This window comes from Candidatus Thiodiazotropha endolucinida (assembly GCF_001715975.1).
Classification (GTDB): domain Bacteria; phylum Pseudomonadota; class Gammaproteobacteria; order Chromatiales; family Chromatiaceae; genus Thiodiazotropha; species Thiodiazotropha endolucinida.
The window spans coordinates 70019-96960 of the sequence record NZ_MARB01000002.1 but is presented as its reverse complement, the minus strand read 5'-3'; the positions used below and the strand labels follow the sequence as shown (position 1 = coordinate 96960).

The window sequence follows — 26942 nt, the reverse complement described above, 5'->3', positions numbered from 1 at the left end:
TCGAAAGGGTATGGCCAGAGGGCGTCGCGGAGCCGGTTAGCTGGTTATAGGAATCGATCTCAACTCATCCAACGCTGCTGGAGAGAGAACTTGAACCTTTGGCAACGATGTACAGAACATCTTGAGCAGGTATTATCACCTCAACAGTTCAACACCTGGATACGCCCGCTGCAAATCGTTGAAGATCAAAACCATCTGAAACTTCTCGCACCCAACCGGTTCGTACTGGATTGGGTACGCAACCACTACCTGGATACAATTCAGGATCATCTGAATAGTTTGTGTGATGGCAATCCGCCGACCGTCAAAGTGGAGATCGGCAGCAAACGACGGCCTACACAAAAACAGAACAACCAGGTTAACTCCAACAAGCTTACCGCCTCCGAGGATAAGAACCCTTCAATCGACAGCAACCTCAATCAAAGCTTCGTATTCGATACATTTGTCGAAGGAAAATCTAACCAGATTGCGCGCGCTGCCTCCATGCAGATCGGTGAAAATCCCGGAAAGGCCTATAACCCGCTCTTTATCTATGGGGGCGTGGGTTTGGGAAAGACCCATCTCATGCATGCGGTGGGCAATATGATGCTAAAGAAAAATCCGCAGGCACGTGTAGTCTATCTTCATTCGGAACGATTCGTCGCCGAGATGGTTAAGGCTTTACAACACAACACCATCGAACAATTTAAGAAGCACTATCGCTCAGTCAATGCCCTGTTGATCGACGACATACAATTTTTCGCCGGCAAGGAGCGCTCTCAGGAAGAGTTTTTCCACACATTCAATGCACTGTTCGAATCCCAACAACAGATCATCCTCTCCAGCGATCGCTTCCCGAAGGAGGTCAGCGGCCTGGAAGAGAGGCTCAAATCGCGATTCGGTTGGGGCTTGACCGTCGCCATCGAACCCCCTGATCTGGAGACACGGGTCGCCATCCTGCAAAGCAAAGCGCTTCAATTGAATGTCGAACTACCAAACGAAGTCGCTTTTTTCATGGGCAAACGGATTCGCTCCAATATCCGGGAGTTGGAAGGGGCGCTACGCAGAGTCATTGCCAATGCCACTTTTACTGGGCGTGAAATCAATCTCGACTTTGCCAAGAATGCCTTGCGCGACATGCTCGCAGCTCATGACAAACAGATCACGATTGAGAACATTCAAAAGACTGTTGCGGAGTATTTTCAAATCCGCACATCTGATCTAACCTCTTCAAAACGCAGCAGATCCATCGCCCGACCCAGACAGATCGCCATGACACTTGCCAAAGAGCTGACAAATCACAGTCTTCCGGAGATCGGTAATGCCTTTGGCGGTAGAGACCATACAACAGTCATCCACGCCAATCGCAAGGTCAAGGAATTGCGTGAGAGCGATCCTCGCATTTCTGAAGACTATTCCAATCTGTTGAGAACCCTCAGCAGTTAATGTGGATAAAATGTTGAGAAAATCGGGTAAGATTAAAATGCCGGGCTATCCACAAACCATCAACAGATAATAGCCAAGAACAGAAAGCGGTAAATCACAAGAGAAAATGAAAAAAACCTATAAGAATCAATTAGTTAATAACTTACCCCCATACTTAACCAGGGTCTAATAATAATAACAGTTCTACTTTCTTAAAAAGAATTAATTAAATGCTGAGTGGATAAACATGAAAATAAAGACAGATAGGGAAAACCTTCTCGAACCAATGCAGAAGATTGCTGGTGTCGTAGAAAGACGCCAAACACTACCTATACTCGCCAATATTCTTGTCAATGCCGGAAACGGTATGATCCAGCTCACAGCCACTGACCTCGAAGTCGAATTGAAAACAGAGGCTCAGGTTGAATGTGAGGGTGAGGCCGATTTCACACTGCCTGCCAGAAAGCTTCTGGACATCTGCAAAGCACTCCCTGAATCTGCCCCGATTACACTTGATGTCAGTGAAGACAAGGTTCGCCTACAGTCAGGCAGAAGTCGATTTTCACTCAGCCTGCTTCCCGCAAGAGACTATCCGGTCATAGAGCCAACACCCAGTAACAACATAATGACCATCAAAGAGGCAACACTCAATCGACTGATTGAAAAGACACAATTTGCAATGGCTCAGCAAGATGTACGTTATTACCTCAACGGCATGTTGTTCGAGATAAACAAGGGTGACTTAAGGACCGTTGCAACGGATGGACACCGACTGGCTATGAGTCAGGCTATGAACGCTGCGCCTGAAGAAATCAACCAACAGATCATTCTACCGAGAAAGGCGGTGTTGGAATTAGGCCGTTTACTCACAAACAATGATAATGACATCAAAATTGAGTTGAGCAACAGCTATATTCGCGTATTACTTGATAACGCTATCTTTACATCAAAACTGATCGACGGCAGGTTTCCTGAATATCAACGGGTGATGCCTACTGGATCAGACAAAGAAGTCGAGGCAGACAAAAACAGTCTCCGACAATCACTTACTCGTGCATCGATTCTATCAAATGAAAAATATCGCGGTATCCGATTTGAATTAAAAGAAAACTTGTTACAGCTTCAGGCCCACAATCCGGAGCAAGAAGAATCGGAAGAGGAGCTCGAAGTGCAATACAGTGGAGAAGAATTGAAAATTGGATTCAATGTTGGATATCTGTTAGATGCAATCAATGCGATAGGAGAGGAGGCAATAATCATAGAACTCAAGGATACAAACAGTAGTGCCCTGATCTATGGTAAGGAAAACGAAGAGAGCAGATACGTTGTAATGCCTATGAGGATCTAGAAAATAATCAGGATTGAAAGCTAGTAACACAACAAATTGCACATAGAAACAATAAAGATCGAGAATCTGCGCAATATAGCCAACGCGGAACTATCCCCACATAAAAAGATAAATATCATCGTCGGGTGCAACGGAGCTGGAAAGACAACCCTATTAGAGTCAATCTATCTACTTGCCAGAGCACGCACTTTCAGACAACAAAAAACAGGACGTCTGATAAGAGAGGGCGAGGAGCAGCTCAGCCTATTTACGTCTTTTCAGACGGCAACAAATAACAGACATCACATAGGCCTACGAAAAACAGTCAGCGGCACTGTGATACGCAAAGATGGCAAGAACCTAAAAAAACGCTCAGATCTTGCTAAATCAATACCACTTTCAATCATCACACCCAATATACAACGCATTATTGAGGATGACCCCAATAACAGGAGAAGACTCTTAAATTGGGGAATGTTCCACGTGGAACACGAATATGCATACCTGGCCAATAGATATAAGAAAACACTGATTCAGAGAAACAACGCACTACGAGGATCGAGAGAGCAGATAAAGGTTTGGGATAGGCAGCTTATCCAGTTGGGTAATGAGATAGACAGGAGAATGTCCAGATATACGAAAATCTGGAATGACACGCTCAATGCTTTAATCGATGTAACAGGCTTAATTAAACCTATTTCACTGGAAGTAAAACAGGGATGGAAAGAGGAATTATCGTTCGCTGAGGCAATAGATAGAAATAGCAAAATAGACAAAGAACGCGGTTTTACAAGTTGTGGACCTCACAGGTCTGATCTGAAAATATTGCAGGATGGAAAACCAATAAAAAATATCTTTTCAAGAGGCGAGGCAAAAATAGCAGCAGTCATCATGCTGCTGTCTCAGACGAAAATATTGGAAGATAGAACAGGGGAAAGTCCGGTTCTATTAGTCGATGATCTGCATTCAGAATTGGATAATGAAAGATACGCACATCTACTCAAGTTGATTGAGGAGATGAAAGTTCAGAGTTTTGCGACGACACTCGATTCAGATAGGTCAAAAAATCTACTTTCTGCAGATGCTTGTCAATGGTTCCACGTGGAACATGGCGATATTTCTTTTCTGTATTGACCAAGCCTTCTCAAATGTAGAAATGGTTCGTATGGATTGAGAAATTATAGGTATAATAGCGCGTTGGATCCCGTTTCCTGGGTTACTGATCTATTCATGGAATTTTTATGAGTTACGATTCATCGAATATCAAGGTTTTGAAAGGTTTGGATGCTGTACGCAAGCGTCCCGGTATGTATATCGGTGATACCGATGATGGTACAGGTCTTCATCACATGGTATTCGAGGTTGTCGATAACTCCATAGATGAAGCGCTTGCCGGTTACTGTAATGAAGTCAAGGTCACTATCCACTCTGATCAAAGTGTGACTGTGAGCGATAATGGTCGTGGCATACCCGTTGACGAGCACCCCGAAGAGAAGAAATCCGCCGCAGAGGTCATCCTGACTGTCCTCCATGCCGGTGGCAAATTCGATGATAACTCTTACAAGGTATCAGGTGGACTCCATGGTGTAGGTGTCTCTGTGGTCAATGCCTTATCCGAAGAGCTTAAACTGAAGATTCGTCGTCAAGGGAAGATCTGGCGACAGATCTACAAACATGGTGTTCCTCAGTCCGACCTGGAAGCGATCGGCGAGACAGAGAGGACTGGTACCAGCGTTACCTTCATGCCGAGTAGTAAAACCTTCAGCAATATTGAATTTCATTACGATATCCTTGCAAAGCGTCTCAGGGAACTCTCATTTCTCAACTCCGGAATCAAGATAATCTTGAAAGAAGAGGCTTCCGGAAGAGAGGATATCTTTAAATACGTGGGCGGGATTCTCGCATTTGTTGAGCATCTCAATCGAAACAAATCACCGTTGCATGAGAAAGTCTTCAGTTTCTGTGATGCACGCAACGATGTAACGGTCGAGATCGCAATGCAGTGGAATGAGTCATATCAGGAAAATATCTTCTGCTATACCAACAATATTCCACAACGGGATGGTGGTACCCATCTGGCCGGTTTTCGTGCAGCACTGACTCGTACCCTCAATCAATATATTGAGCAGACCGGATTATCAAAGAAACAGAAGGTCAACACTTCAGGTGATGATGCCAGAGAAGGTCTGACAGCCGTGCTGTCCGTGAAAGTACCGGATCCCAAATTTTCATCTCAGACCAAGGATAAACTTGTATCTTCAGAGGTGAAGGGTATTGTAGAGACACTCCTCGCTGACAATCTTAACGATTTTCTTCTCGAGAACCCCGCTGAAGCCAAAAATATCGCGGGTAAGATGCTGGAGGCTGCCCGCGCCAGGGAGGCAGCGAGGAAGGCAAGGGAGATGACGCGGCGCAAAGGCGCCCTGGACATAGCCGGTCTGCCAGGTAAATTGGCCGATTGCCAGGAGAAAGATCCCGCTCTTTCCGAACTATACCTGGTTGAGGGTGATTCAGCCGGGGGTTCCGCCAAACAGGGCAGGGACCGACGATATCAGGCTATTTTGCCCTTGAAGGGAAAGATCCTGAATGTTGAGAAGGCCCGTTTCGACAAGATGCTCTCATCCGCAGAAGTGGGTACCCTGATCACCGCATTGGGATGTGGTATTGGCCGAGAGGAGTTCAACCCCGACAAGCTGCGTTACCATCGGGTCATTATCATGACGGATGCCGATGTGGACGGCGCCCATATTCGTACTCTGTTATTGACCTTTTTCTATCGTCAGATGCCGGAGTTGATCGACAGGGGGCATATCTATATTGCTCAGCCGCCGCTCTACAAAGTGAAAAAGGGTAAGCAGGAGCAGTATCTGAAAGATGATCAAGACTTGAACAACTATTTTCTGCAGAGTGCCCTCGACAACGCATCATTAGTGGTTACCAGCGGTGCACCTCCGTTGACCGGCGAGAGTCTTGAAACCCTGTCACGTGCCTTTCTTGCAGTGATGGCCAGTATTCAGCGTCTCTCGCTCAGATATGACGGTGTTTTACTTGAAAAACTGATCTATATGCCGAAAATGGATGAGGCAATGATCGAGAGTGACAGTGAAATTTCTATTTGGATCAATGAGTTAGAGTCAAGGCTCAATACAGATTTGGGAATTTCGGAATCTTGTACATTGAATCGGGTTGATGAAACGGATGCCGATGAAGCGGGAATATTACTGACCCGAAAAGTACATGGAATCGGTAATGAGCATCTAATCCCGTTCGATTTTTTCAGCAGTGTCGAATACCGTAAGATTGTCGAATTTGGTAGTCAGTTGAATGGGCTGCTAAGTGATGATGCGGTGGTCAAACGGGGCGAGAAGGAACGACCGATTTCAAGTTTCAAACAAGCCCTGGATTGGCTGATGGAAGATGCTAAAAGGGGTCAGCATGTTCAGCGTTACAAGGGTCTCGGTGAAATGAATCCTGACCAGTTGTGGGAGACTACAATGAATGCCGACAGCCGACGTCTGTTGAAGGTCAGTATTGAAGATGCAGTGGCAGCCGATCAGATCTTTTCAACCCTCATGGGCGATCAGGTCGAGCCTCGACGTGACTTCATCGAGACACATGCATTGACCGTCGAAAATCTTGATGTCTGATAAATTGAAATGTCCGCAAATAAACGCTAATTAACGCAAATAAAGAAAAATAGAGACATATAGAGTGTCGCTTGCGGTACAACTTTATTCTTAATGAGTCTGCTTTAAACAAATCCTGAAAGACCTGGTTCAGCTAATAACACAAAGATATTTGCTTTAATTAGCGGACTTAATTGTTATATCAGCCCCGGCTCTGAGGCAGATGCTCAACCGTAGACTCGATCCATTCCTCAGCCGCTTGGTTGATCTTCGCTGCGCTAAGACCCTTTGTCTGGATAAGAGGCCCTATGCGGACATCGATGGTACCCGGGTATTTTCTGATATCGCGCCGACGCCAGAACACCCCTGCGTTATGCGCGACCGGCAGTACCGGATAACCCGAATTTTCTGCCAATAACGCACCGCCGATTCCATAGCGTTTGCGTGTCCCAGGGGCAACCCTCGTACCTTCGGGAAAAACAAATACGTTCTTTCCCGATTGGAGTCGTTCTGTACCTTGTTCGATGATCTGTTCGACGGCTTTGCGCCCCGATTTTCGATCGATGGCGATGGGTTTGAAATAGTACATTACCCAGCCCATAAAGGGTACGAAAAGTAGTTCTCGCTTCAATACCCATGACTTTGGGCCTGGTATAAGACTGATGAGTGCAATCGTTTCCCAGGCTGATTGGTGTTTGGCGAAGATTATGCAGCTCCCTTCGGGGATATTCTCTTCACCCTGCAGCCTGTATTTTAAACCGCAGATGTGTTCCAGTCCCCACAGATTGATCCGACTCCAAGCATGGTCGAACCGATGGATGCCGTTCTCCGGAAGCGCCCAACCAATCAGTGTACCGACGGTTGCAATTGTAATGGTGCTGATCAACAGCAGGACAAAATAGAGAATGGATTTGAAAAGGATCATTGGTTAGTTCTTTGTTGTTCGATCAAATGCTCGGTTACGCTAAAGAGATCCTTGAATACAGGTACTTGAGGATAGGTTGCTCTAAGTTTTTCAACCGTTTTCTCGCCGTTGCCAGTGCGAACCAGGATCGGGTATGCCTTGATACTGATCGCAGCTTGAATATCCCTCAATGAGTCACCAATCACCGGTACCTCCTTGAGTGATTGTTGGGTGCGAAGACCTATCTCCTCATAGAGACCTGTTTTGGGTTTTCGGCAGTCGCAGTGATCTTCCGGTCCATGGGGACAAAACAGTATGGCTTCAATGCTTCCACCCACCGCTTGCACAGCATCGATCATTTTTTGATGAATGGCATTCAATGTCTCGATGTCGAACAGGCCACGGGCAAGACCGGACTGATTTGTGGCGACAAATACACGGTAACCAGCCCGGCTGAGTTTGGCGATGGCCCGCAGGCTGTTGTCGATGGGTATCCATTCATCGGGGCTCTTTATATATGCGTCCGAATCCTGATTGATTACACCATCCCGATCTAATATGACAAGTTTCACAGAAGTAAGTACTTACTTTTAGTCCACATCACGAAATTCAGAGACCCGGATACGACCGTTGATCATACGGGATTCGCGTATACTGAGTTTTTCCATTTTGTCCCAAAATGCCTGATTGAGATCGAAATCCTCGGCGATGGCAGTCCCCATGACCAGTATTAGAAGGTCCGCCACCTCTTCCGCCAATGCCTGTTTACTCTTACCCTTGGTGACACAACTGGAGATCTCACCCAGCTCCTCCGCCATCAAGGCGACACGATAGGTTAGCTCTTCCCCCCCTGTCTCGTGAAAACGATGTTTTTCGTGGAATGCCCTTACCTCCGCGAGCATATCCTGGTATGAGTCCCGGTTCATTTGTGCCCTTCCTGAGTCTGCAGTCTGGAGATGTCGGCCACGCTGAGGAACAGACCTTCCAGTTGTTTCAACAGAGTCAGGCGATTGTTTCGTACAGTAGTATCATCGGTCATGACCATGACCTGATCGAAAAAATGGTCTACCGGTTCCTTGAGACCGGCCAGTATTTTGAGTCCCTGCGTGTATTCGCCGCGTTCGAACAGGGGTTGGGCCTGAGGTGTCAATTCATCAAGTTTGTTGGCGAGGGTACGTTCGGCATCATCTTGAAAGAGTGAAGGATCGGCGCGTTGCGCCAGTTGTTCTTCGCTCTTTTTCAGGATATTGCGTATGCGTTTGTTCGCAGCGGAGAGGCTTTCCGCTTCCGGTAATTTGCTGAAGTCGTTCATGGCATTGATTCGACGGTCGAAATCCGCCAGATTGCCGGGCTCTACTTCGGCTACCGCCTGAAACAGATCGATACTCACACCGTCATCGATGTAGATGCCTCTGAGTCTGTCCATCATGAACTGATGGACTTCATCCACCACAGCTGTTTCAGTCAGTTTACCTGACATGGAGTGTGAAACTGCATCGAGAAGTTCTCGCAGATCAAGCGTAAGTGAGTGCTCACGTATGATGCGCAGTGCTCCCAGCGCTGTGCGTCTCAATGCAAAGGGATCCTTATCACCGGTCGGCTTTAAACCTATCCCGAAAATACCGATCAGCGTATCGAGTTTTTCAGCCAGCGAGATAGCGATACCGGTTTTTGTCTGTGGCAGTTGGTCACCGGAGAAGCGTGGCATATAGAACTCGTCCAAGGCTTGTGCCAGTTCCGGATCCTCGCCGTCTCGCAATGCCTGGTAGCGTCCCATGACACCTTGCATGGATGGAAATTCGCCAACCATATGTGTCATGAGATCACACCGGCTCAACAGTCCGGCTCGTTGTGCGAGTTCAGGATTGCCCTGTATATGGCTTGAGATCTGCTTGGCAAGGTCAGCTACGCGCTCTGACTTTTCATACATGGATCCAAGCTTGTTCTGAAAGACCACCTTTTTTAGGGATTGCAGATGATCCTCGAGTCTGACCTTGCCATCCTGTTGCCAGAAAAACATCGCATCCGCCAGCCTTGGGCGAATCACACGCTCATTTCCTTCTCGGATGATTTTTGGTTTCGGGCTTTCGATATTGGCAATGGTGACGAACTGATTCATCAGTTCGCCATCACCATTGAACAGGGGGAAGTATTTCTGATGGCCTTTCATGGTGGCGACCAGGGCTTCCTGAGGCACCTCGAGAAAACGCTCTTCAAAACTGGCGGATATCGCTACCGGCCACTCATTAAGTGCGGTCACCTCGTCAAGCAGGTCCGGATCGAAGTCGGCCGTGGCGGCGACTTCGGCTGCACTTTTCTCAACCAAGCTATGTATCTTCTCTCTTCTTTCCTCAAAGCTGGGAATGACATATCCAAGGTCCTGCAGCACCGAGCTGTAGTCTTCCGGATTGTAGATGGTGATTGCTTCCGGGTGATGAAAACGATGACCATAGGTCAGGCGGTCGGACTGTGCATCGAGTATTTCGCAGGGTACGACCTGTTCACCATGAATAAATGTCAACCAGTGTACCGGCCGCACGAATTGCGCCTCGGAATCACCCCAGCGCATGCGCTTGGGTATGGGAAGCCTGTTCAACGCCTGAGTTGCGATCTCCGGCAGAAGGTCGACGGCCGGTTTTCCAGTCTCATGAATACGATAGCTCAGCCACTCCCCCTTGTCGGTTTCCAGGCGTTGCAACTGATCTACCGTGGTATTGCAGGAACGGGCAAAGCCCTCCGCAGCCTTGGTTGGATTACCGGCCTCGTCGAAAGCGGCCTTGATCGCCGGGCCACGCCGGTCGATTTCACGATCGGGTTGACGTACGGCGCAGTCTCTGATCAGCAATGCCAATCGGCGTGGAGTGGCATAACTCTCGATCTCTGCGTGACCGAGATTGGCCTGTTCGAGTCCGAGAGTAAAATTCTCTTTCAGCGAGGCAGACAACTGCTTGAGTGCTTTCGGGGGCAACTCTTCGGTGCCGAGTTCAAACAGCAGGTGGGCCTGATCAACCATTGGCTGCCTCCTTTGTCGACTTCAACATAGGAAAGCCGAGTCGTTCGCGGGCGTCATAATAGGCTTGTGCCACATCCCGGGCCAGGCCGCGTACTCTTAGGATGTAGCGCTGACGCTCGGTGACTGAGATGGCATGACGGGCATCCAGCAGATTGAAGGTGTGGGAAGCCTTGAGAACCTGCTCATAGGCCGGTAGCGGCAGGCCCAGTTCAATCAACTTTTTGGACTCCTTCTCACACTGGTCGAAATGACCGAACAGGAAATTCACATCGGCGTGCTCGAAATTGTAAGCGGACTGCTCCACTTCGTTCTGATGGAATACATCACCGTAGGTCACTATACCCTGAGGGCTTTCGGTCCAAACCAGATCGAACAGGCTCTCCACCCCCTGGAGGTACATGGCAATACGCTCCAGTCCGTAAGTGATCTCTCCGGTCACGGGGCGACAATCCAACCCGCCTACCTGTTGGAAATAGGTAAACTGGGTTACCTCCATGCCATTCAGCCAGACCTCCCAGCCCAGGCCCCAGGCGCCAAGTGTGGGAGATTCCCAATTGTCTTCAACAAAACGAATGTCGTTGCTAGTGAGATCGAGGCCGAGCATCTCGAGGGAACCGAGATAGAGTTGCTGGATGTCCTTGGGTGAGGGTTTCAGTACGACCTGATACTGATAATAGTGCTGCAAGCGGTTTGGATTTTCGCCATAGCGACCGTCGGTGGGTCGACGGGAGGGTTGCACATAAGCGGCATACCAGGGTTCAGGCCCGATTGAACGCAGAAAGGTTGCAGTGTGGAATGTGCCGGCACCCATCTCCATGTCGTAGGGTTGCAGGATGACGCAGCCTTTGTCTGCCCAATAGTTTTGCAAAGCGATGAGCAGATCCTGAAAGGTCCTGATTTCACTTCGATTCGATTCTGTCACTTGATTCACATCGAAACCCCGATTGATGCGGTAGAAAACCGCGTAAGTATAACGATGCTCTCAGTCAATGGCTAACCCGAGCATTGTCCCGGTATCTGATCGCAGTTGGATTCAGAACGGTCTGCAGGTATAGGGTTGTGGATAGTGTCGGCGGTTCGGGTATTGAGTACCGGCCCGGGGATGGTGTCGGCCTCAGCGAGGCCGCTGCACAGATTGAGTACCTGTGAGGAAGGTTTGATCTACATGGCTAGCGCTCCTTTCATCACTTCCATCACGGTGCCGCCGCCCGCCTGTTGCAGGTATTCGAGTACGATGGGTGTGAACTGACCGATCATATCCGGTGACAGCCCCAGCTGACTGAACGATGTGGCCAGACCAGCCAGATTGCCCAATCCACTCTCACCACCCAACATGGATGCCACGGCACCGGCTCCGCTTGTGGCGTCGCTCAATGAGGGTGCGGCGGCGATAAGGCTGTCTAAATCGGGCACCACGGCTGCGATCTGGGAGAAATCCTCGTTGGTCAGACGATTTTTTGCCAGTTCGAACAAGGCACCGGCACCTCCGGCAGCCTGTTCGGTGGTAATACCCAATTGGCTGGTCAGGCTATCCAGCAGGCTATTGGCGGATACAGCGGTGGAGGAGAGAAAAAGCAGACACGCGAGGGCCAGGTTACGAACGACATCCATGGTGTACTCCGATTAAAGTCAACGTTTTTCGATGTTTACAATTCGATACAAGTGTTAGAATGGGACCATTATATCCTTATACCCTACATTGCTTTTTATACTCTTTTGTAAATTATTGTGAGGCCATTAATACCGCGTATAGCGAGAGTAGTTAAGGTATAATTCCGCACTTTTTAAACAGCACAAATCGATGAGCGAACAACGAAAAGCGGTAGCATTGATTTCCGGAGGGTTGGACTCTCTGCTGGCTGCACGTGTGATCCAGGAACAGGGCATCCATGTGGAAGGCATCAACTTCTTCACCGGTTTCTGCGTCGAAGGCCATACGCATGCCATACGCAAGCGGGACCAGAAGAAGGAAAAAAGAAACAATGCCCTTTGGGTTGCAGAGCAACTGGGCATGAAACTGCACATCGTCGATATCATCGAGGAGTACAAACAGGTACTGCTCAATCCCAAACATGGATATGGGGCCAATCTGAACCCCTGTCTCGATTGCAAGGTTTTCATGGTGCACAAGGCTTATGAATGGATTAAGGCCAAGGATTTCGATTTCATCATCACGGGTGAGGTGATCGGTCAACGACCGATGTCGCAACGCAAGGAGACAATGCCTATCGTATGCGATGAATCAGGCGCCCATGACCTGTTGTTAAGGCCGCTTTGCGCCAAGAATTTGCCCATGACAAGGCCTGAGATAGAGGGCTGGGTTGATCGAAACCGGCTTTATGGTTTTTCCGGACGAAGCCGCAAGCCACAAATGGCGCTGGCGGCGCAATTCGGTATAGAGGACTACGCACAGCCTGCCGGCGGCTGCTGTTTTCTTACCGATGAACAGTATGCAGTGAAGCTGAAGGATCTTTGGAACGCCCGCGGGAGTAAACAGTATGAGTTGGATGACATCATGCTGCTGAAGGTAGGCAGGCACCTGCGGCCATCGAGCCGTTTCAAGGTGATCATCGCCCGTGAAGAGGGCGAGGCCAATTTCCTACAAGGCTATCGGAAGCGTTATCCGCATATCAATACAGTGAGTCATGGCGGTCCGCTGGCCTTGATCGATGGCGAAATCAATGAGCGGGATATCGAGTTGATTGGGCGTGTAGTGGCCCGTTACAGCCAGGGACGGAACGCGGCGGAGGTTGAACTGCGCTTTACCGATCTATCGGGCGATAGCCGGTCATTGAAGGTAGTGCCGATGCCGGCCCACCAGGTCCCGAAGGAGTGGTTGATTTGAACCGCAGGATAATCGACTGTCGCCGCCTGCTCTGTCCGATGCCGGTGATCAATGTGCAAGATGCCGTCGAAGGTCTTCCTGCCGGTGACCAGGTCGAGGCAGTTTGCACCGATCCGGGCGTGCTTAAGGATATCCCGGCGTGGTCACGCATCAATGGCCATCGTGTCATAGAGGCAAAGAGCCTCGGCGGGGAGTACATTGTGATAGTGGAAGTCGTGCAGGACAGCGAATCATGAGTCGGGAAGAACGCTATGACGTCAGTCGCCGGGTTGCCGTAGCAGGCGCATTGACCAATACAATATTGGCTTTCGTCAAATTGTTCTTCGGTTGGTTGGGTCATTCCCAATCCCTATTGGCGGATGGTGTGCATTCGCTATCCGATTTGCTGACAGATGCCCTGGTGCTGTTTACCGCACGGCATGCAAAAGAGGCCCCCGATGAGGAGCACCCCTATGGTCACGGTCGGTTCGAGACCATCGGTACCCTGGTGCTGGGCGGTTTTCTGATCGCAGTTGGTGTCGGGATTGTCTGGGATGCCGCAGATCGGTTGTTTACACCCGAACAGCTGTTACAGCCGGAAACCTTTACCCTCTATGTGGCCGCCTTTTCCATTCTTGCCAATGAGGGGCTGTTTTTCTACACACGCTACTTCGCCAACCAGATCAATTCAAACTTGCTGCGGGCCAATGCCTGGCACCACCGAACCGACTCCGTCTCTTCGGTTGTGGTGTTCGTAGGTATTGGCGGCACCATGATGGGCCTGCCCTATCTGGATGCCATCGCTGCAGTACTTGTCGGGTTGATGATACTCAAAATCGGTTGGGATCTGGGTTGGACGGCATCCCAGGATTTGGCGGATGCGGGTCTCGAAGAGGAGTCGTTGTCGCAGATTCGCGAAGTGATCGGCGATATTTCAGGGGTCAAGAGTGTACATATGCTGCGTACCCGGAAGCTGGGAGGTCATGCCATGGCCGATGTGCATGTCCAGGTCGATCCCTGGGTGAGTGTCTCCGAGGGGCATAGAATCGCCGAAGTGGTTCAGTACGGATTGATCGACCGGGTGGACGTACTGGAAGATGTCACGGTCCATATCGACCCGGAGGATGATGAGGCTGGGCCCTCCTGTGCCCACCTGCCGCTTAGATCGGAGGCAGAGGCCACACTCGACCGGCTCTGCAGTGGCGTTTCCTGCTATGACCAGAAAGCGCGCGTGGTTCTGCACTATCTTTCAGGGCGCATTGATGTCGAGCTCTACTTGCCATTACACTGCTTCGTCTCTAATCAGCAAGCAGAGCAGTTAAATAACGATTATCAGGCGGCGGTCAGGGGATCGGAGATATTCAGGGATGTTCACATCTGGTTCGGATAGCACTGTTATGGTGCGCGAAAAAATTGACATGCACTATAATAGTGCGCTTACTCTGGCCTTATTTGTCAACACCATTTGCCTTATCGGTTGACAGCTTGAAGCCTATTCCAGTGGAAGATGCGGTAGAGTCAGATTAACTCTCTAATTTTTATTGCGTTTCAAGACTTTTTATTGGAGATGGAACTGCTTGGAATTGACATTGTAAGACCTTTTTTTTCGAGTGGCATGAAATCTGCTTTTCTGCGTTATCCAAAGCGTCCGGTATCCTTGGCCGGCTGCATAAAGCTACGAATGGCTGATTGTGCTCAGCATTTAATAACTGAAAATCCTGGAGATTAAGATGGCCGTAAAAGCCCTGAAGATGATCAAAGACAATGACGTGAAATTCATCGATCTGCGTTTCACCGACACTCGCGGTAAGGAGCAGCACGTCACACTGCCCACCACCCAGGTCGATGAGGACTTTTTCACCGACGGCAAGATGTTCGACGGCTCATCCATCGCCGGTTGGAAAGGCATCAACGAATCGGACATGATCCTGATGCCCGAAGACGATAGTTCGGTCATCGACCCCTTCGCCGACGAAAACACCCTGATCATCCGCTGCGATATCCTGGAACCCTCCACCATGCAGGGTTACGAGCGTGATCCCCGCTCCTTGGCCAAGCGTGCCGAGGCCTATCTCGCCTCCACCGGAATCGCCGACGCGGCCTTCTTCGGCCCTGAGCCCGAGTTCTTCGTCCTCGATGATGTGCGCTGGAGTATCGACATGAGCGGCTCGATGGTCAAAATCGACTCCGAAGAGGCTGACTGGAACTCCGAGCGTGTTTACGAAGACGGTAACATCGGTCACCGTCCCGGTGTAAAGGGCGGCTACTTCCCGGTCCCCCCGGTCGACTCCCTGCATGACCTGCGCGGGGCCATGTGTCTGGCCATGGAGGAGATGGGTGTGGAAACCGAGGTGCATCACCATGAAGTGGCCACCGCCGGCCAGTGTGAGATAGGCACCAAGTTCAATACCTTGGTGACACGTGCCGACTGGGTGCAGATCCAGAAGTACTGCACCTGGAATGTGGCTCATGCATACGGCAAGACCGCCACCTTCATGCCCAAGCCGCTGGTGGGCGACAACGGTTCCGGTATGCATGTGCATCAGTCCCTGGCCAAGGGAGGCGAGAACATCTTCGCCGGCGACCAGTACGGCGGTCTCTCAGAAACCGCGCTCTACTACATCGGCGGTATCATCAAGCACGCCCGTGCCCTGAATGCCTTCACCAACGCTTCCACCAACTCCTACAAGCGCCTGGTGCCCGGCTTCGAGGCCCCGGTCATGCTGGCCTACTCCGCCCGGAACCGCTCCGCCTCCATCCGTATTCCATGGGTCTCCAGCCCCAAGGCCCGTCGCATCGAGGTGCGTTTCCCCGATCCGACCGCCAACCCCTACCTGGCCTTCTCCGCCATGCTGATGGCCGGCATCGACGGTATCCAGAACAAGATCCATCCCGGCGACGCCATGGATAAGGATCTGTACGACCTGCCGGCTGAAGAGGCCGCCAGCATCCCGACAGTCTGTCACAGCTTCGATCAGGCACTTGAGGCACTGGATGCGGATCGTGACTTTCTCACGGCGGGTGGTGTATTCACCGACGACCTGATCGACGGCTATATCGACCTGAAAATGGAAGAGGTCACTACCATGCGAATGACGACGCATCCCGCTGAGTTCGATATGTACTTCAGTCTGTAAAGCGTCTCGATTTGTTTTGATATTTTGTAAAAAGCGCCCCTTATGGGGCGCTTTTTTGTGGTTATGCGAACATAGTCGCTTGTTTAGTTGGGTATGACTGGTCTATTCTTTGTGCATGCGTATTGTCGTACTGTTAATGATTCTGTTGATGGCATTGCCCCTGTTCGCCAGGGATGTCTACAAATACATCTCCGAAGACGGCGAGGTGATCTATTCCGAACGCTATCATCCGGATGCGGAACGCATTAAGGTCACCGACAGCAAGAAGTCAGCCGTGCTGTCACCGGATGATCAGAGTGATGAGGCCCGTGCGGCGGCGGGTGAATATGCCACCTTTACAATCGACCAGCCGAATGATGATGAAACCATTCGCAATGAAGACGGTTCGGTTCCGGTAGGCATCACCCTCTCGCCCGATCTTGCCGAAGGCCATGTGATTCACCTCTATGTGGATGGCACCAAACTCGATTCGGATATCAAGCAGACTCAACTCATCCTTCAGCAATTGAGTCGTGGCACCCACTCTTTGCAGGCAAAGATCGTCACGAGTGAAGGGGAGTCCCTCAAAGAGTCCAATAGCATCACCTTTCACCTGCGCCAGCCGGCGGTTAATTAAGACCCTCTCGGTCAATTATCAATAATTTGGCCTGCTTAATGGCTGGGTCGATTGGATTGGTGTCAACAGGCCCTGGGCCCAGGCGTCTGTGAAACGCTCAAATCACATGCAGGGGCAAGCCTGCCGGCCAGCTGTGCACTATAATGGTGCATAAGTTGGATTTGTTAATTCTGGTTGTATTGAGTTGCCGTCGTACTCGATGGCGCATCGCCATGCAACATTGTGATCTGGTATCCAGACTGTGACCCTAACCAGAATTTCTGCCTTCTTAATCAATCATTTAACAGGTCAAGCGGACAGTCACCATCGATGGGACAAGATTATGCTTAGGTTCGGAAGTGTTGGCCCGCAAATTGCTCAAATTAGGCCATGACTACCGATCAGGCAATCACAGGCATGGAGAAACGGGTACTCGATAATCTGAGTACCGCCATTCTGCTGTTTGATAGGGAGTTCAGACTGCAATATATCAACTCTTCAGCTGAGATGATGTTTGGTGTCAGTGCCCGTAAGGTGATCGGCATTCCCGCCGGCGAACTGGTCAGCTGCTCCGGAAATGTGGTGCACGAAAACCTTGAAAGGTCATTGCAGACCGGCCAGCCATTCACTGAGCGGGAACATCAGATAATTGTTCATGAAGACAAAGAGATCATGGTCGATTGCACTGTGATACCTATAAGGTTGGATCAGTATGTCAATGAATTTCTGGTCGAGATTCAGCAGGTCGACAGGCAGCTGAGAATTTCGCGGGAGGAACAGTTACTGGCACGTAACCAGGCCAGTCGGGCATTGGTGAGAGGCCTTGCCCATGAGATCAAGAATCCCCTGGGCGGACTCAGGGGCGCGGCACAGCTGCTGGAGAGAGAGCTTCCCGATGCCGCCCTGGCGGAATATACCCAGATCATCATAGAAGAGGCCGACCGGCTGCAGAATCTGGTGGACAGGATGTTGGGACCGAACAAGATTCCGGTGATGAAGCGAGTCAACATTCATCAGGTGCTTGAACGGGTCTGCAGTCTGGTGCGGGTGGAGACCGGTCCGGGGCTGGAGATCATCAAAGACTACGATCCGAGCATTCCCGATTTAAAGGGGGATATGGATCAATTGATCCAGGCATTTCTCAATATATTGAGAAATGGCGTTCGAGCTGCTGGGCCCAGGGGGACCATGGGGATAAACAGCAGAATCCTTCGTCAATTCACAATCGGCAATATACGCCATCGCCTTGTGGTGTCGATCGAGATCTCGGATAACGGACCGGGTATTCCGGCTGAGCTTCAGGAGCGAGTCTTTTTTCCATTGGTATCGGGTAGCGACGGCATGGGTTTGGGTCTCTCAATCTCCCAAACCCTGATCAACAGGCATCAGGGTTTGATCGAGTTCACCAGTAAGCCGGGACATACGGTTTTTAGAGTATTACTTCCACTGGAGCAGGTAGATGGATAGATCATGCCGGGTATGGGTCATCGATGACGATCGCTCGATTCGCTGGGTGTTGCAGAAGACCCTGGAAAAAGCGGATATGGATGTCACCTGTTTCGAGAGTGCGGACGGGGTGATGAACTATCTGGATAAAGAACAGCCGGATGTTGTGGTCTCGGATATCCGCATGCCGGGAATGGATGGATTGGAACTGCTGGAGTTGCTTCATACGCGTTATCCGGATATGCCGGTGATCATCATGACCGCCCATTCTGATCTCGAGAGTGCTGTATCCGCCTACCATGGCGGTGCTTTCGAGTATCTGCCCAAACCCTTTGATGTGGATGAGGCCGTACAACAGATCAGACGGGCATGCCGCCAGCAAATCTCGGAGGATGAGAAACCAACTCAGGACAATCTTGATCAGGAGAAGGTGATTATCGGTGAAGCACCGGCGATGCAGGAAGTATTCCGTGCCATCGGACGCCTGGCGAGATCGAACATTACCGTATTGATCAATGGTGAGTCCGGTACCGGAAAGGAGCTGGTGGCCCATGCCTTGCACCGTCACAGCACTCGTTCCACTGGTCCGTTCATCGCATTGAACATGGCCGCAATACCGAAGGACCTGATGGAATCGGAGTTGTTCGGTCATGAGCGCGGGGCCTTTACCGGCGCGCAGACACGCCGTACCGGACGTTTTGAACAGGCCGATTGCGGTACCCTGTTCCTGGATGAGATCGGGGACATGCCGGCGGAATTGCAGACGCGATTGCTTAGAGTGTTAGCCGACGGTGAATTCTATCGGGTTGGTGGTCATGAGCCGGTCAAGGTGGATGTACGTATCATTGCCGCCACTCATCAGCATCTGGAAGGATTGGTAAAACTGGGTTCCTTCAGGGAAGATCTGTTCCACCGCTTGAATGTCATACGTATTCATATTCCCTCATTGCGTCAACGGCGGGAGGATATTCCGTTGTTGATGAAACATTTTCTCAAAAGCGCCGCAGAAGAGCTTGCGGTTGAGACGAAGTTGTTGTTGCCGGAGACAGAAGCCTACCTGAGCCAGTTGGAGTGGCGGGGCAATGTTCGCCAATTGGAAAATACGGCTCGCTGGTTGACGGTAATGGCCTCCGGGCAAGAGATACACGTTGATGATCTGCCGAGCGAATTGAAAGAGCGCAGTGACACGCAATCCGCCTACCCCGAGGACTGGCGACAACAATTGCGCGATTGGGCGAGAAAAAGGCTTCAGGAAGGTGGTGAAGGCATACTCAATGAGGCAGAACCGGATTTCGAATCGGCAATGATCGAAATAGCCCTGGAGCACACCGCCGGCAGACGGCAGGACGCGGCCCGCTTGCTTGGCTGGGGGCGCAACACCTTGACCCGAAAAATCAAGGAGCTTGGTTTGGAGGGGTCTTGAGTCTTAAATGTCTCAGCCTTGGTTTCCCTCCCTTACTATTAACCCGCTATCGATATGTTTGCTTGGCGTGCGCATGACGTTATGATTCAAGCCTGATTCAGGCGGCGATTGATTCAAATCGGTGGCTGCCGATCGGATGAGTGTTAACAGTCCCTGGGTAAACAGTTATGGATTCCAGTTCAGTCGAGCTGCCTGGCAGTGAAGTCGAATCAATCGTATTTGAAAACGGCACCCTTACGATACGGTTTTCACGCGCCATTATCATTAAAACCATGAGTGGTTCAGATGAACGGACCCGATGGTGGCAGGCGGGTGCCTTGGTGTATGAAGGCGCAGAGCTCGAAACAGATATACCTGTGTGTCCCTGTATCTGTGAAGGCGGTGATGTGGGTGAGAATGTCTATACCTACAGGGATATGGTCCCGATCCCTCTCAACAGTCAGGGCCGGGCCCGCTGCGATCTGAAGTTTGATAAGAGTGATGAGCGGCTCCAGGCCTGGGCCGGGGGCGTCAGATTGGTGATGGATGATCGTCCGCGCTATATCGAACATATACGCAATTCGGATTGATATTCGAATATAGGCTTCGAAACTCATTCAATGCGGGCAAGGTGACAGAAAGCAGTAAAGTCGATGGGATTCATCTTGATGAACCTGATTCTGTTCGACTATTGAGATCGTTGCGGCGAATTGGCCGTTTTGTTGAGGCTTCACACAATCTATTGCCATGCAAATTACGTTAATCAGACACGGTAGACCCGAATATCAGCTGAGCGGCCGTGTCAGAGCCGATGAGTTGCCATCGATTGCCGAACGATATGACGCATCAGGCATCATGGACACCCCACCCACAACGACAATCGATGCAATAGCAGGGCATGATATTGTCGTTTGCAGCCACCTTAAGCGCTCCCTGGAGTCGGTTAGTGAGCTTGGTATCAGTGATATACATCTCTCGGATCCGCTGTTTGCAGAAACCATGATTCCGCACTTTGACACCGGATCGATAGCACTGCCCGTTGGGATCTGGGTTGGTCTATTGAGGCTGTTATGGTTACTGGGTTTTGCCGCGAACGGAGAAGCGCTGTCGAAAGCGCAATATCGGGCGGAACAGGCGGCAGAGAAGTTGATGGAGCTGGCAACAGGTGAAAACCATGTAGTCCTGGTTGGTCACGGCCTTTTCAACTATTTTATTGCAGGCGCTTTGTTGAAAAAGGGTTGGTGTGGACCTAGAAAACCCGGAAGGGATTATTGGGAGTTCGGCTGCTATCAACCAGATGCCAAGCGATGGGCGGCGCGGGTTGTTTCAGGTAATTTATAACGGGGTGTACAAGCCAGCACCAGCTCGATCGAGCGCTCCAGGGAGATCTTGTGTCCGATGGATATATAGAGAGGTTTCACGCCGCTACGCGTACGTAAAACGGCACCTATCGTCTCATCCTTGTCGATCAGTGGAACCCATCCCCCCTTCTCCGCAGGGACAGTGGCATGGCTTCCGATCAAACGGGTTTTGGCGACGCCCACGCTGGGTATGTCGGTATACACTCCGAGATGGCATGCAAGCCCGAAACGTCTTGGATGTGCTATACCCTGTCCATCGCAGAGAAAAATATCGGGAGGTTGCTGGAGTTTGGATAGCGCTTGCAGAATGGCGGGTACTTCCCGGAAAGAGAGCAGGCCTGGAATATAGGGGAAAGAGGTGGGTAGCCTGGCGATCGCCTGTTCCAGGGGCTGCAGTTGGGGATAACTCAAGACAACAATTGCGGCACGTGTGATACTGCCATGTGCCTCGAATCCCACATCCACACCGGCAATGCGCTGCAGTTCAGCGTAACAGTTTCGGCCGACGACCTGCCGCCTCAAGCTATTCTGCAGGGCAACCGCTTCAGTTGGTGAGAGGTTCCAACCATGGGATAACATCTCGGATTCCACCATTGGTTTATAGAGTAGTTTTACAATAGTCGGCTGATTTTTCTTGAAATATACTATGATCCAGTTAAGCTTTTCCGAGTTCTGTCGATAATTGTCCCATATTGGCCATTGAATTCATCGCCAGCCGATCTTTTGGACACATGATATTTAGATGTAGCAAAGATTATGTCAGTTGAGTTATTTAATAATGGTAGTCACATCTGTGTGGCATTCAGAGATCTGGTATCGGGTGAAGCCGTCCAGGCGAATCAGTTTCTGATCTATGATCATCAACACGCGGCATTGATCGATCCAGGCGGTGAATTGACCTATTCCCGCCTGTTCATGGCCATCAGTGACTACATGAATGTCAAGAGACTGGACTATGTCATCGCGTCGCATCAGGATCCGGATATCGTCGCATCGGTGAATAAATGGCTGGTGGGCACCGACTGTAAGGTGGTGGTTCCCGCATTGTGGGAACGTTTCATACCCCACTTTACCCGTCCCGGCCGGTTACAGGATCGGGTTGTGCCGATTCCCGATGAGGGGATCAACCTGGAACTGGGCAATATACGCTTGATGGCCCTGCCTGCGCATTTTCTCCATGCAGAGGGTAATTTTCAGTTTTATGATCCGGTCAGCCGTATCCTTTTTTCGGGTGATCTCGGCGCCAATCTTCCCCCGGGTGATCTGAATGCCCCGGTGAAGAAGCTATCGGAGATCATGCCTTACATGGAAGGCTTCCACAGACGCTATATGAACTCGAACAAGGTGTGCAACCTGTGGGCGAACATGGTTCGTCAACTCGATATCGACATGATAGTACCGCAACATGGCCGGGCGTTTCTGGGTAAAAAGGTTGTCAATGAGTTCATCAATTGGATAGATGGCCTTGAGTGCGGTGTCGACCTGATGACGCAAAACAACTATCGCTTGCCCTAGGGCCTGTTAACAGGCCCTAGTCCCTCGCTGTTTGTCGGTCCGAGGCAAGTTCGCCGATCCAGAATCCCAGATTCTTCTCGATAAACTCCTCCACGGGCATGTAGTGCGAACCGTCGCAGGAGAAGGTGAGGCCCAACATGCCATTCATGATATTGATTGAGGCGCTGCGTAGATAGATGGTTTCGTCGGCAAAACGCAGTGCCTTGAACTCACTGAATACCTCGCGTATCTGATGTGGTGATACTTTAGCCCTTTCCGGATAGCGGTGGAGAGGGTAGGCCAGTACGATATCCGGGTCGACGATCTCGTCAACACCATGCACCTGGTAGGTATACGGATCGTTAAGCACCCAGAATGAGCAACGGCCGCTGGAGTAGTGGATCTTACAGTGAAAAATCCCATGTTGTGTCATCAGGTCATAGATGGTCGCATGAACCGAATCGATATTTTCATCCAGCCGGCTCTGGATCCTCTGCTGCATGAACAGGGTGCCGCGCACCGCGGGATCGCCTTTGAATTGCTGCCAATGTTGTGGTTCCTTGATGAGGCCTTCATCGGCAACCAGTTTGTCGAGGGAGAAATCGGCGGCAATGAAACCCAGCAGCGCCTCATCCCTCCTGACGGCCTGAAGCGCGGTGACACACTCCCTGTCAGAGAATTGGCTGTGGTAGACCGAAGAGAGCATGATGCCCTTGAACGGCAGATTGTTTTTCAAATAAGGGCGTTTGGAGAGGTCCCTCCCCCGCCAGCTTTTGTCCGCCTGGCCTGGCAGAATCAGTGATGATATCTCTTGTCCCTCCAGGTCCCAGGCATAGAGAAATTCACAGTTGGTGATCTGATCGATGTGTTCGAGCAGCACCCGGTCCAGTGCGTCGATATCATCCCAGACAGGAATACAGTGCCTGGCCAGCAGCGATAACGGCTCAGCCACAGTCGAGGCAAGGGCGTCCTTCTTGGCAAGGATGATCTGTTTTACGGGTGTCATAGATTTCTCATTACAGCATTGCTTTTACGCAGATAGTATCCCATACACGGATAATGGCTAAAATGGTGAGTTGGTGATTCTGCGTATTAAACATCGAGTGTCTACGGGCACTGTTTTGCGTGTACAATCGGCTGCTGTTTATAGCGTAACCGTTTCGAAGGATATCTCTGTGGCTAGATTGAAAAATGACCGATTTTTGCGGGCGCTCTGCCGTGAGCCAGTGGATGTGACCCCAGTCTGGATGATGCGCCAGGCCGGTCGGTATCTACCTGAGTACCGGGCCACCCGCAGCAAGGCGGGAAGTTTCATGGATCTGTGCCGTAACCCGGATCTGGCCTGTGAAGTCACCATTCAACCTTTGGACCGCTACCCGTTGGATGCGGCCATTCTCTTTTCCGATATTCTTACCGTACCTGATGCCATGGGACTTGGCCTCTATTTCACCGAAGGCGAAGGCCCCCATTTCGAACGGCCGGTACGGGATGAAGCCGCTATCGAAGGATTGGCAGTGCCGGATATGGAGGATGACCTGGGCTATGTCATGGATGCCGTCCGTACCATTCACCGCGAATTGCAGGGGCGGGTGCCGCTGATCGGGTTCAGTGGCAGCCCATGGACCCTGGCGACCTATATGGTAGAGGGTGGCGGCACCAAGAATTTCTCAAAGGTAAAAGGGATGATGTTTGACCGCCCGGATTTGATGCACCGACTGTTGAGTAAAATCACTGATGCAGTCGCTGCCTATCTGAACGCGCAAATTGATGCCGGCGCACAGGCTGTGATGATCTTCGATACCTGGGGTGGTGTGCTGACGCCGCAGCACTATGAGGCCTTCTCGCTTGCCTACATGCGACAGATACTGCAGGTATTGAAGCGTGAGGTGGAGGGCCGCAAGGTACCCGCTATCCTATTTACCAAGGGCGGTGGATTATGGCTGGAACAGATGGCTGACAGCGGATGTGACGCATTGGGTATCGACTGGACCTTGAGCCTGGCCGATGCAAGGCGTCGTGTAGGCGATAGGGTTGCCCTGCAGGGTAATCTCGATCCCTGTACCTTATATGCATCGCCGCAACGGATCAGGGAAGCGGTGGCTCAGGTGTTGGCCAGTTTCGGCAAGGGTAGCGGCCATGTGTTTAATCTTGGCCATGGTATTCATCCCGAGATCGACCCTGAACATGCGGGCGTGTTTGTGGAGGCGGTGCATGATCTGAGCCGCGACTACCATGCTGAAGAGTAATCCGTGAGGGAAAGACGATGAAAGTAGCACTGCTGGGGCTTGGCTTGATGGGTCTTCCGATCGCCCACAGACTGGTTCATTGTGGCCATGATGTGATTGCCTGGAACCGCTCGAAAGAACGATTGAAGATCGCGAAAGAGGAAGGATTGAGCGTGGAATCATCACTCACTGCAGCAGTGACTGCCGGAGAGGTATTGATTCTGACCCTCAGTGATGCCGAAGCGATCAAAGATGTGCTGTTCGACAGCTCGGTGAAGCCGTTGATAAAGGGTAAGTCGGTACTGCAGATGGGCACCATCTCTCCCGATGAGAGTCGTGACATCGGCGCAAGTGTGGAAACGGCGGGTGGAGACTATCTCGAGGTGCCCGTATTGGGGAGTATTCCGGAAGCAAAATCCGGTGAACTGATTGTCATGGCGGCAGGTTCAGAGAGCGCATACCACCAGACCCTGCTGATGCTGCGGGGGCTTGGAAAGGAGGTTGAGCACCTTGGGCCTGTAGGTAAGGGTGCTGCAGTGAAATTGGCAATGAACCAATTGATCGCCGCGCTTACCGCAGGATTCTCACAGAGTCTCGGCCTGATTCGCGCAGAGGGTGTGGAGGTGGAACAGTTCATGGGGTTATTGCGCCAGAGTGCCCTCTATGCGCCCACCTTCGACAAGAAACTGAAGAAATTCATGGAGCACGACTACAGCAATCCTAACTTTCCCTTGAAGCACCTGATCAAGGATATCGCCCTGTTTCAGCAGGTGACAGAGGCATCGGGTATGAACAGTGAAATTTCAAATGCCACGTTGAAGGTTCTTATAAACGGTCAGAATGCAGGTTACGGGGATGAGGACTACTCATCCCTCTATGAAGCGATCAATCCGGGATTCGATGCAGAAACAGACATCGGTTGTTAACAGTCGATTCTACAACGACAGCCTGTTTCCATGACGGGTGTCGGAGATACGCCCGGCGACTGAGATAATCCCATCACCGGGCGATGCCGCTTATCCGATGAGTACCGATGCAATAATACCGAGCAGAATGAGACCGACTGCGCCGATAATGGCCTTTTCACTGCCTAACATAGTTGTAGCCTCCTTTAACAAACACCTTAAATAAAGAGTCGTTATGTCTTGCCTTACAACCAGTCCCTTGGATCTGGTTATATGTATACACGTGGTGCGAAAAAATTGAATTTCAATATTTGCAATCAAATACCATAATATTTATAAGGCATTAAGCTTTGTAATATCTATATCGATGATTTGTTGAATAATATGGTTCACTTGCAGACAAACAATCGGTCGATCCCCGTGGCTTATCTGGCAGAGTGTTGATCGAAATCAAAGGTCTGTACAGGTCAATCGAGTAGCATGCCACGGTTTCCGACAGCCGCTACGAGAGTCCATCGTGAGTCCATATCATTTGCCCGTGGTTGATATTACTGAATTACCAAGTGTGGCCCTGACATCCATGAACGAAGTCCACATGGAGGAGGTCGGCCTGATCAATCGGCTGGGTGAGATGGTGTTGCAAGCCATTGATGGCGCTCTCGATCCTGAACAGATCAGCCATCTGCTGGCTGAGTGGGTGGAGCATACTCGTGCCCATTTCGAGGGTGAAAACAGATTGATGGAAAGCTATGCCTTTCCGCCCTACCCTGTACATAAGGCGGAGCATGCTGAGGTGCTAACACGAATCGAGTCAGTGCAGGATCAGTGGTTGAGGGAGCAGGGATTACAGCAGCTTGCCGACTATATCTTTGTTGAATGGCGGGCCTGGTTTGACCAGCATGTGAAGAGCATGGACATGGTTACCGCACAGTTTCTCAGCCAGGTCATGTAACACCGATCGATTGATTTGCGGAGGCCAGGGCGGTAGAGGCTACTCCACCGCCCATTTTCATTCAGCCAAGCAGTACTGCGGCGACAATTCCGAGTACCAAAATGGCTATTGCTCCAACGATTGCCTTTTCACTACCTAACATGGTGATGTCCTCCAAGTTTGACACTGACCATAAAAGTTCACGCAACTCGATGTAAACGCTGTGCAGCATTAACACTGCGCAGAGTAGGGTAATTGCTCTTGACGCAGAAACAACTGATTAATATCAATAAATTAGCTATTAATAGGCGCTTCACGAGCAAAATTTGGACTATTTCTCCTTTCCTG

The 26942-nt window shown here is 50.7% G+C and carries 25 protein-coding genes; 17 read left to right on the top strand and 8 right to left on the bottom strand.

The window, feature by feature from the left end; all coding sequences use genetic code 11:
- The first annotated feature begins 90 nt into the window (after positions 1 to 90).
- The 4 genes from dnaA to gyrB all read left to right on the top strand — a co-directional run bounded on the left by dnaA (position 91) and on the right by gyrB (position 6378).
- Positions 91 to 1425 carry a chromosomal replication initiator protein DnaA gene (dnaA, locus tag CODIS_RS01775; protein WP_069121015.1) on the top strand — a complete coding sequence of 445 codons (1335 nt, stop codon included), beginning with the start codon at positions 91 to 93 and terminating at the stop codon, positions 1423 to 1425.
- A gap of 226 nt (positions 1426 to 1651) precedes the next feature.
- On the top strand, positions 1652 to 2752 hold the full coding sequence (gene dnaN, locus CODIS_RS01770) for a DNA polymerase III subunit beta (RefSeq protein ID WP_069121014.1): 1101 nt from the start codon (positions 1652 to 1654) through the stop codon (positions 2750 to 2752).
- 36 nt (positions 2753 to 2788) lie between these two features.
- Positions 2789 to 3865: a DNA replication/repair protein RecF gene (gene recF / locus CODIS_RS01765; RefSeq protein WP_069121013.1), complete on the top strand. Its 1077-nt coding sequence runs from the start codon at positions 2789 to 2791 to the stop codon at positions 3863 to 3865.
- Between the two features lie 107 nt (positions 3866 to 3972).
- Positions 3973 to 6378, top strand: a complete 2406-nt coding sequence (gene gyrB, locus CODIS_RS01760) for a DNA topoisomerase (ATP-hydrolyzing) subunit B (RefSeq protein WP_069121012.1) — start codon at positions 3973 to 3975, stop codon at positions 6376 to 6378.
- A 181-nt stretch (positions 6379 to 6559) separates the two neighbouring features.
- Here the strand turns inward: gyrB and CODIS_RS01755 are convergent, their stop codons facing one another.
- The 6 genes from CODIS_RS01755 to CODIS_RS01730 form a co-directional block, all read right to left on the bottom strand.
- A complete protein-coding gene (locus tag CODIS_RS01755; RefSeq protein ID WP_069121011.1) occupies positions 6560 to 7282 on the bottom strand; it encodes a lysophospholipid acyltransferase family protein in 723 nt (240 codons plus the stop codon).
- A complete protein-coding gene (gene gmhB / locus CODIS_RS01750; protein ID WP_069121010.1) occupies positions 7279 to 7833 on the bottom strand; it encodes a D-glycero-beta-D-manno-heptose 1,7-bisphosphate 7-phosphatase in 555 nt (184 codons plus the stop codon). The genes CODIS_RS01755 and gmhB overlap by 4 nt, the downstream gene beginning before the upstream one ends.
- An 18-nt stretch (positions 7834 to 7851) precedes the next feature.
- Positions 7852 to 8187, bottom strand: coding sequence for a MazG nucleotide pyrophosphohydrolase domain-containing protein (locus CODIS_RS01745; RefSeq protein ID WP_069121009.1), 336 nt, complete (start codon positions 8185 to 8187; stop codon positions 7852 to 7854).
- The gene (gene glyS / locus CODIS_RS01740) at positions 8184 to 10274 is read right to left on the bottom strand and encodes a glycine--tRNA ligase subunit beta (protein WP_069121008.1); all 2091 of its coding nucleotides are present in this window, start codon (positions 10272 to 10274) and stop codon (positions 8184 to 8186) included. Before glyS ends, CODIS_RS01745 begins: the two co-directional genes overlap by 4 nt.
- Positions 10267 to 11205, bottom strand: a complete 939-nt coding sequence (gene glyQ / locus CODIS_RS01735) for a glycine--tRNA ligase subunit alpha (RefSeq protein WP_069121007.1) — start codon at positions 11203 to 11205, stop codon at positions 10267 to 10269. Before glyQ ends, glyS begins: the two co-directional genes overlap by 8 nt.
- Before the next feature lie 230 nt (positions 11206 to 11435).
- Complete coding sequence (locus CODIS_RS01730) at positions 11436 to 11885, bottom strand: DUF2780 domain-containing protein (RefSeq protein WP_083220496.1); 450 nt, start codon at positions 11883 to 11885, stop codon at positions 11436 to 11438.
- A 190-nt stretch (positions 11886 to 12075) separates the two neighbouring features.
- On the opposite strand from CODIS_RS01730, the gene CODIS_RS01725 reads away from it, so the two are divergent.
- The 9 genes from CODIS_RS01725 (at position 12076) to CODIS_RS01685 (ending at position 21019) form a co-directional block, all read left to right on the top strand.
- A complete protein-coding gene (locus tag CODIS_RS01725) occupies positions 12076 to 13119 on the top strand; it encodes a tRNA (5-methylaminomethyl-2-thiouridylate)-methyltransferase (protein ID WP_069121006.1) in 1044 nt (347 codons plus the stop codon).
- Positions 13116 to 13355 (top strand): sulfurtransferase TusA family protein, encoded by a 240-nt coding sequence (locus tag CODIS_RS01720; RefSeq protein ID WP_083220495.1) that lies wholly within the window; start codon positions 13116 to 13118, stop codon positions 13353 to 13355. Before CODIS_RS01725 ends, CODIS_RS01720 begins: the two co-directional genes overlap by 4 nt.
- A complete protein-coding gene (locus tag CODIS_RS01715) occupies positions 13352 to 14488 on the top strand; it encodes a cation diffusion facilitator family transporter (protein ID WP_069121005.1) in 1137 nt (378 codons plus the stop codon). Before CODIS_RS01720 ends, CODIS_RS01715 begins: the two co-directional genes overlap by 4 nt.
- 340 nt (positions 14489 to 14828) lie before the next feature.
- Positions 14829 to 16235 (top strand): glutamate--ammonia ligase, encoded by a 1407-nt coding sequence (gene glnA / locus CODIS_RS01710; RefSeq protein WP_069121004.1) that lies wholly within the window; start codon positions 14829 to 14831, stop codon positions 16233 to 16235.
- Positions 16236 to 16350: 115 nt separating this feature from the next.
- On the top strand, positions 16351 to 16851 hold the full coding sequence (locus CODIS_RS01705; protein ID WP_154722971.1) for a DUF4124 domain-containing protein: 501 nt from the start codon (positions 16351 to 16353) through the stop codon (positions 16849 to 16851).
- Between the two features lie 369 nt (positions 16852 to 17220).
- Entirely contained in the window at positions 17221 to 18297 is a 1077-nt protein-coding gene (glnL, locus tag CODIS_RS01700; protein WP_069121002.1) for a nitrogen regulation protein NR(II), read from the top strand.
- Entirely contained in the window at positions 18290 to 19699 is a 1410-nt protein-coding gene (gene ntrC, locus CODIS_RS01695) for a nitrogen regulation protein NR(I) (RefSeq protein ID WP_069121001.1), read from the top strand. Before glnL ends, ntrC begins: the two co-directional genes overlap by 8 nt.
- Before the next feature lie 167 nt (positions 19700 to 19866).
- Positions 19867 to 20268 carry a hypothetical protein gene (locus CODIS_RS01690; RefSeq protein ID WP_069121000.1) on the top strand — a complete coding sequence of 134 codons (402 nt, stop codon included), beginning with the start codon at positions 19867 to 19869 and terminating at the stop codon, positions 20266 to 20268.
- Between the two features lie 157 nt (positions 20269 to 20425).
- Positions 20426 to 21019, top strand: a complete 594-nt coding sequence (locus CODIS_RS01685; protein ID WP_069120999.1) for a histidine phosphatase family protein — start codon at positions 20426 to 20428, stop codon at positions 21017 to 21019.
- Here the strand turns inward: CODIS_RS01685 and nfi are convergent.
- Positions 20968 to 21618, bottom strand: coding sequence for a deoxyribonuclease V (gene nfi / locus CODIS_RS01680; RefSeq protein ID WP_069121164.1), 651 nt, complete (start codon positions 21616 to 21618; stop codon positions 20968 to 20970). The two genes, CODIS_RS01685 and nfi, sit on opposite strands and share 52 nt — an antisense overlap.
- A 216-nt stretch (positions 21619 to 21834) precedes the next feature.
- Here nfi and CODIS_RS01675 point away from each other — a divergent pair, with 216 nt between their 5' ends.
- A complete protein-coding gene (locus tag CODIS_RS01675; RefSeq protein ID WP_305782072.1) occupies positions 21835 to 22554 on the top strand; it encodes an oxygen-binding di-iron domain-containing protein in 720 nt (239 codons plus the stop codon).
- Between the two features lie 16 nt (positions 22555 to 22570).
- Here the strand turns inward: CODIS_RS01675 and CODIS_RS01670 are convergent, their stop codons facing one another.
- Positions 22571 to 23539, bottom strand: coding sequence for a hypothetical protein (locus tag CODIS_RS01670; RefSeq protein ID WP_069120997.1), 969 nt, complete (start codon positions 23537 to 23539; stop codon positions 22571 to 22573).
- Positions 23540 to 23708: 169 nt separating this feature from the next.
- Here CODIS_RS01670 and hemE point away from each other — a divergent pair, with 169 nt between their 5' ends.
- From hemE to CODIS_RS01655, 3 genes are all read left to right on the top strand, one after another.
- Positions 23709 to 24779, top strand: coding sequence for a uroporphyrinogen decarboxylase (hemE, locus tag CODIS_RS01665; RefSeq protein ID WP_069120996.1), 1071 nt, complete (start codon positions 23709 to 23711; stop codon positions 24777 to 24779).
- A gap of 17 nt (positions 24780 to 24796) precedes the next feature.
- Positions 24797 to 25684, top strand: coding sequence for an NAD(P)-dependent oxidoreductase (locus CODIS_RS01660; RefSeq protein ID WP_069120995.1), 888 nt, complete (start codon positions 24797 to 24799; stop codon positions 25682 to 25684).
- Between the two features lie 496 nt (positions 25685 to 26180).
- Positions 26181 to 26615: a bacteriohemerythrin gene (locus CODIS_RS01655; RefSeq protein ID WP_069120994.1), complete on the top strand. Its 435-nt coding sequence runs from the start codon at positions 26181 to 26183 to the stop codon at positions 26613 to 26615.
- Positions 26616 to 26942: the final 327 nt, after the last annotated feature.

What these genes read in the sequence shown, in the direction of transcription:
- CODIS_RS01725 (WP_069121006.1), top strand. Translation starts at nt 12,076, where the DNA reads ATGAGCGAACAACGAAAAGCGGTAGCATTGATTTCCGGAGGGTTGGAC.
- CODIS_RS01730 (WP_083220496.1), bottom strand. Translation starts at nt 11,885, where the DNA reads ATGGATGTCGTTCGTAACCTGGCCCTCGCGTGTCTGCTTTTTCTCTCC.
- CODIS_RS01690 (WP_069121000.1), top strand. Translation starts at nt 19,867, where the DNA reads ATGGATTCCAGTTCAGTCGAGCTGCCTGGCAGTGAAGTCGAATCAATC.
- glnL (WP_069121002.1), top strand. Translation starts at nt 17,221, where the DNA reads ATGACTACCGATCAGGCAATCACAGGCATGGAGAAACGGGTACTCGAT.
- gyrB (WP_069121012.1), top strand. Translation starts at nt 3,973, where the DNA reads ATGAGTTACGATTCATCGAATATCAAGGTTTTGAAAGGTTTGGATGCT.
- CODIS_RS01705 (WP_154722971.1), top strand. Translation starts at nt 16,351, where the DNA reads ATGCGTATTGTCGTACTGTTAATGATTCTGTTGATGGCATTGCCCCTG.
- glnA (WP_069121004.1), top strand. Translation starts at nt 14,829, where the DNA reads ATGGCCGTAAAAGCCCTGAAGATGATCAAAGACAATGACGTGAAATTC.
- CODIS_RS01660 (WP_069120995.1), top strand. Translation starts at nt 24,797, where the DNA reads ATGAAAGTAGCACTGCTGGGGCTTGGCTTGATGGGTCTTCCGATCGCC.
- CODIS_RS01755 (WP_069121011.1), bottom strand. Translation starts at nt 7,282, where the DNA reads ATGATCCTTTTCAAATCCATTCTCTATTTTGTCCTGCTGTTGATCAGC.
- CODIS_RS01670 (WP_069120997.1), bottom strand. Translation starts at nt 23,539, where the DNA reads ATGACACCCGTAAAACAGATCATCCTTGCCAAGAAGGACGCCCTTGCC.
- CODIS_RS01745 (WP_069121009.1), bottom strand. Translation starts at nt 8,187, where the DNA reads ATGAACCGGGACTCATACCAGGATATGCTCGCGGAGGTAAGGGCATTC.
- CODIS_RS01685 (WP_069120999.1), top strand. Translation starts at nt 20,426, where the DNA reads ATGCAAATTACGTTAATCAGACACGGTAGACCCGAATATCAGCTGAGC.
- dnaN (WP_069121014.1), top strand. Translation starts at nt 1,652, where the DNA reads ATGAAAATAAAGACAGATAGGGAAAACCTTCTCGAACCAATGCAGAAG.
- nfi (WP_069121164.1), bottom strand. Translation starts at nt 21,618, where the DNA reads ATGTTATCCCATGGTTGGAACCTCTCACCAACTGAAGCGGTTGCCCTG.
- ntrC (WP_069121001.1), top strand. Translation starts at nt 18,290, where the DNA reads ATGGATAGATCATGCCGGGTATGGGTCATCGATGACGATCGCTCGATT.
- glyS (WP_069121008.1), bottom strand. Translation starts at nt 10,274, where the DNA reads ATGGTTGATCAGGCCCACCTGCTGTTTGAACTCGGCACCGAAGAGTTG.
- CODIS_RS01715 (WP_069121005.1), top strand. Translation starts at nt 13,352, where the DNA reads ATGAGTCGGGAAGAACGCTATGACGTCAGTCGCCGGGTTGCCGTAGCA.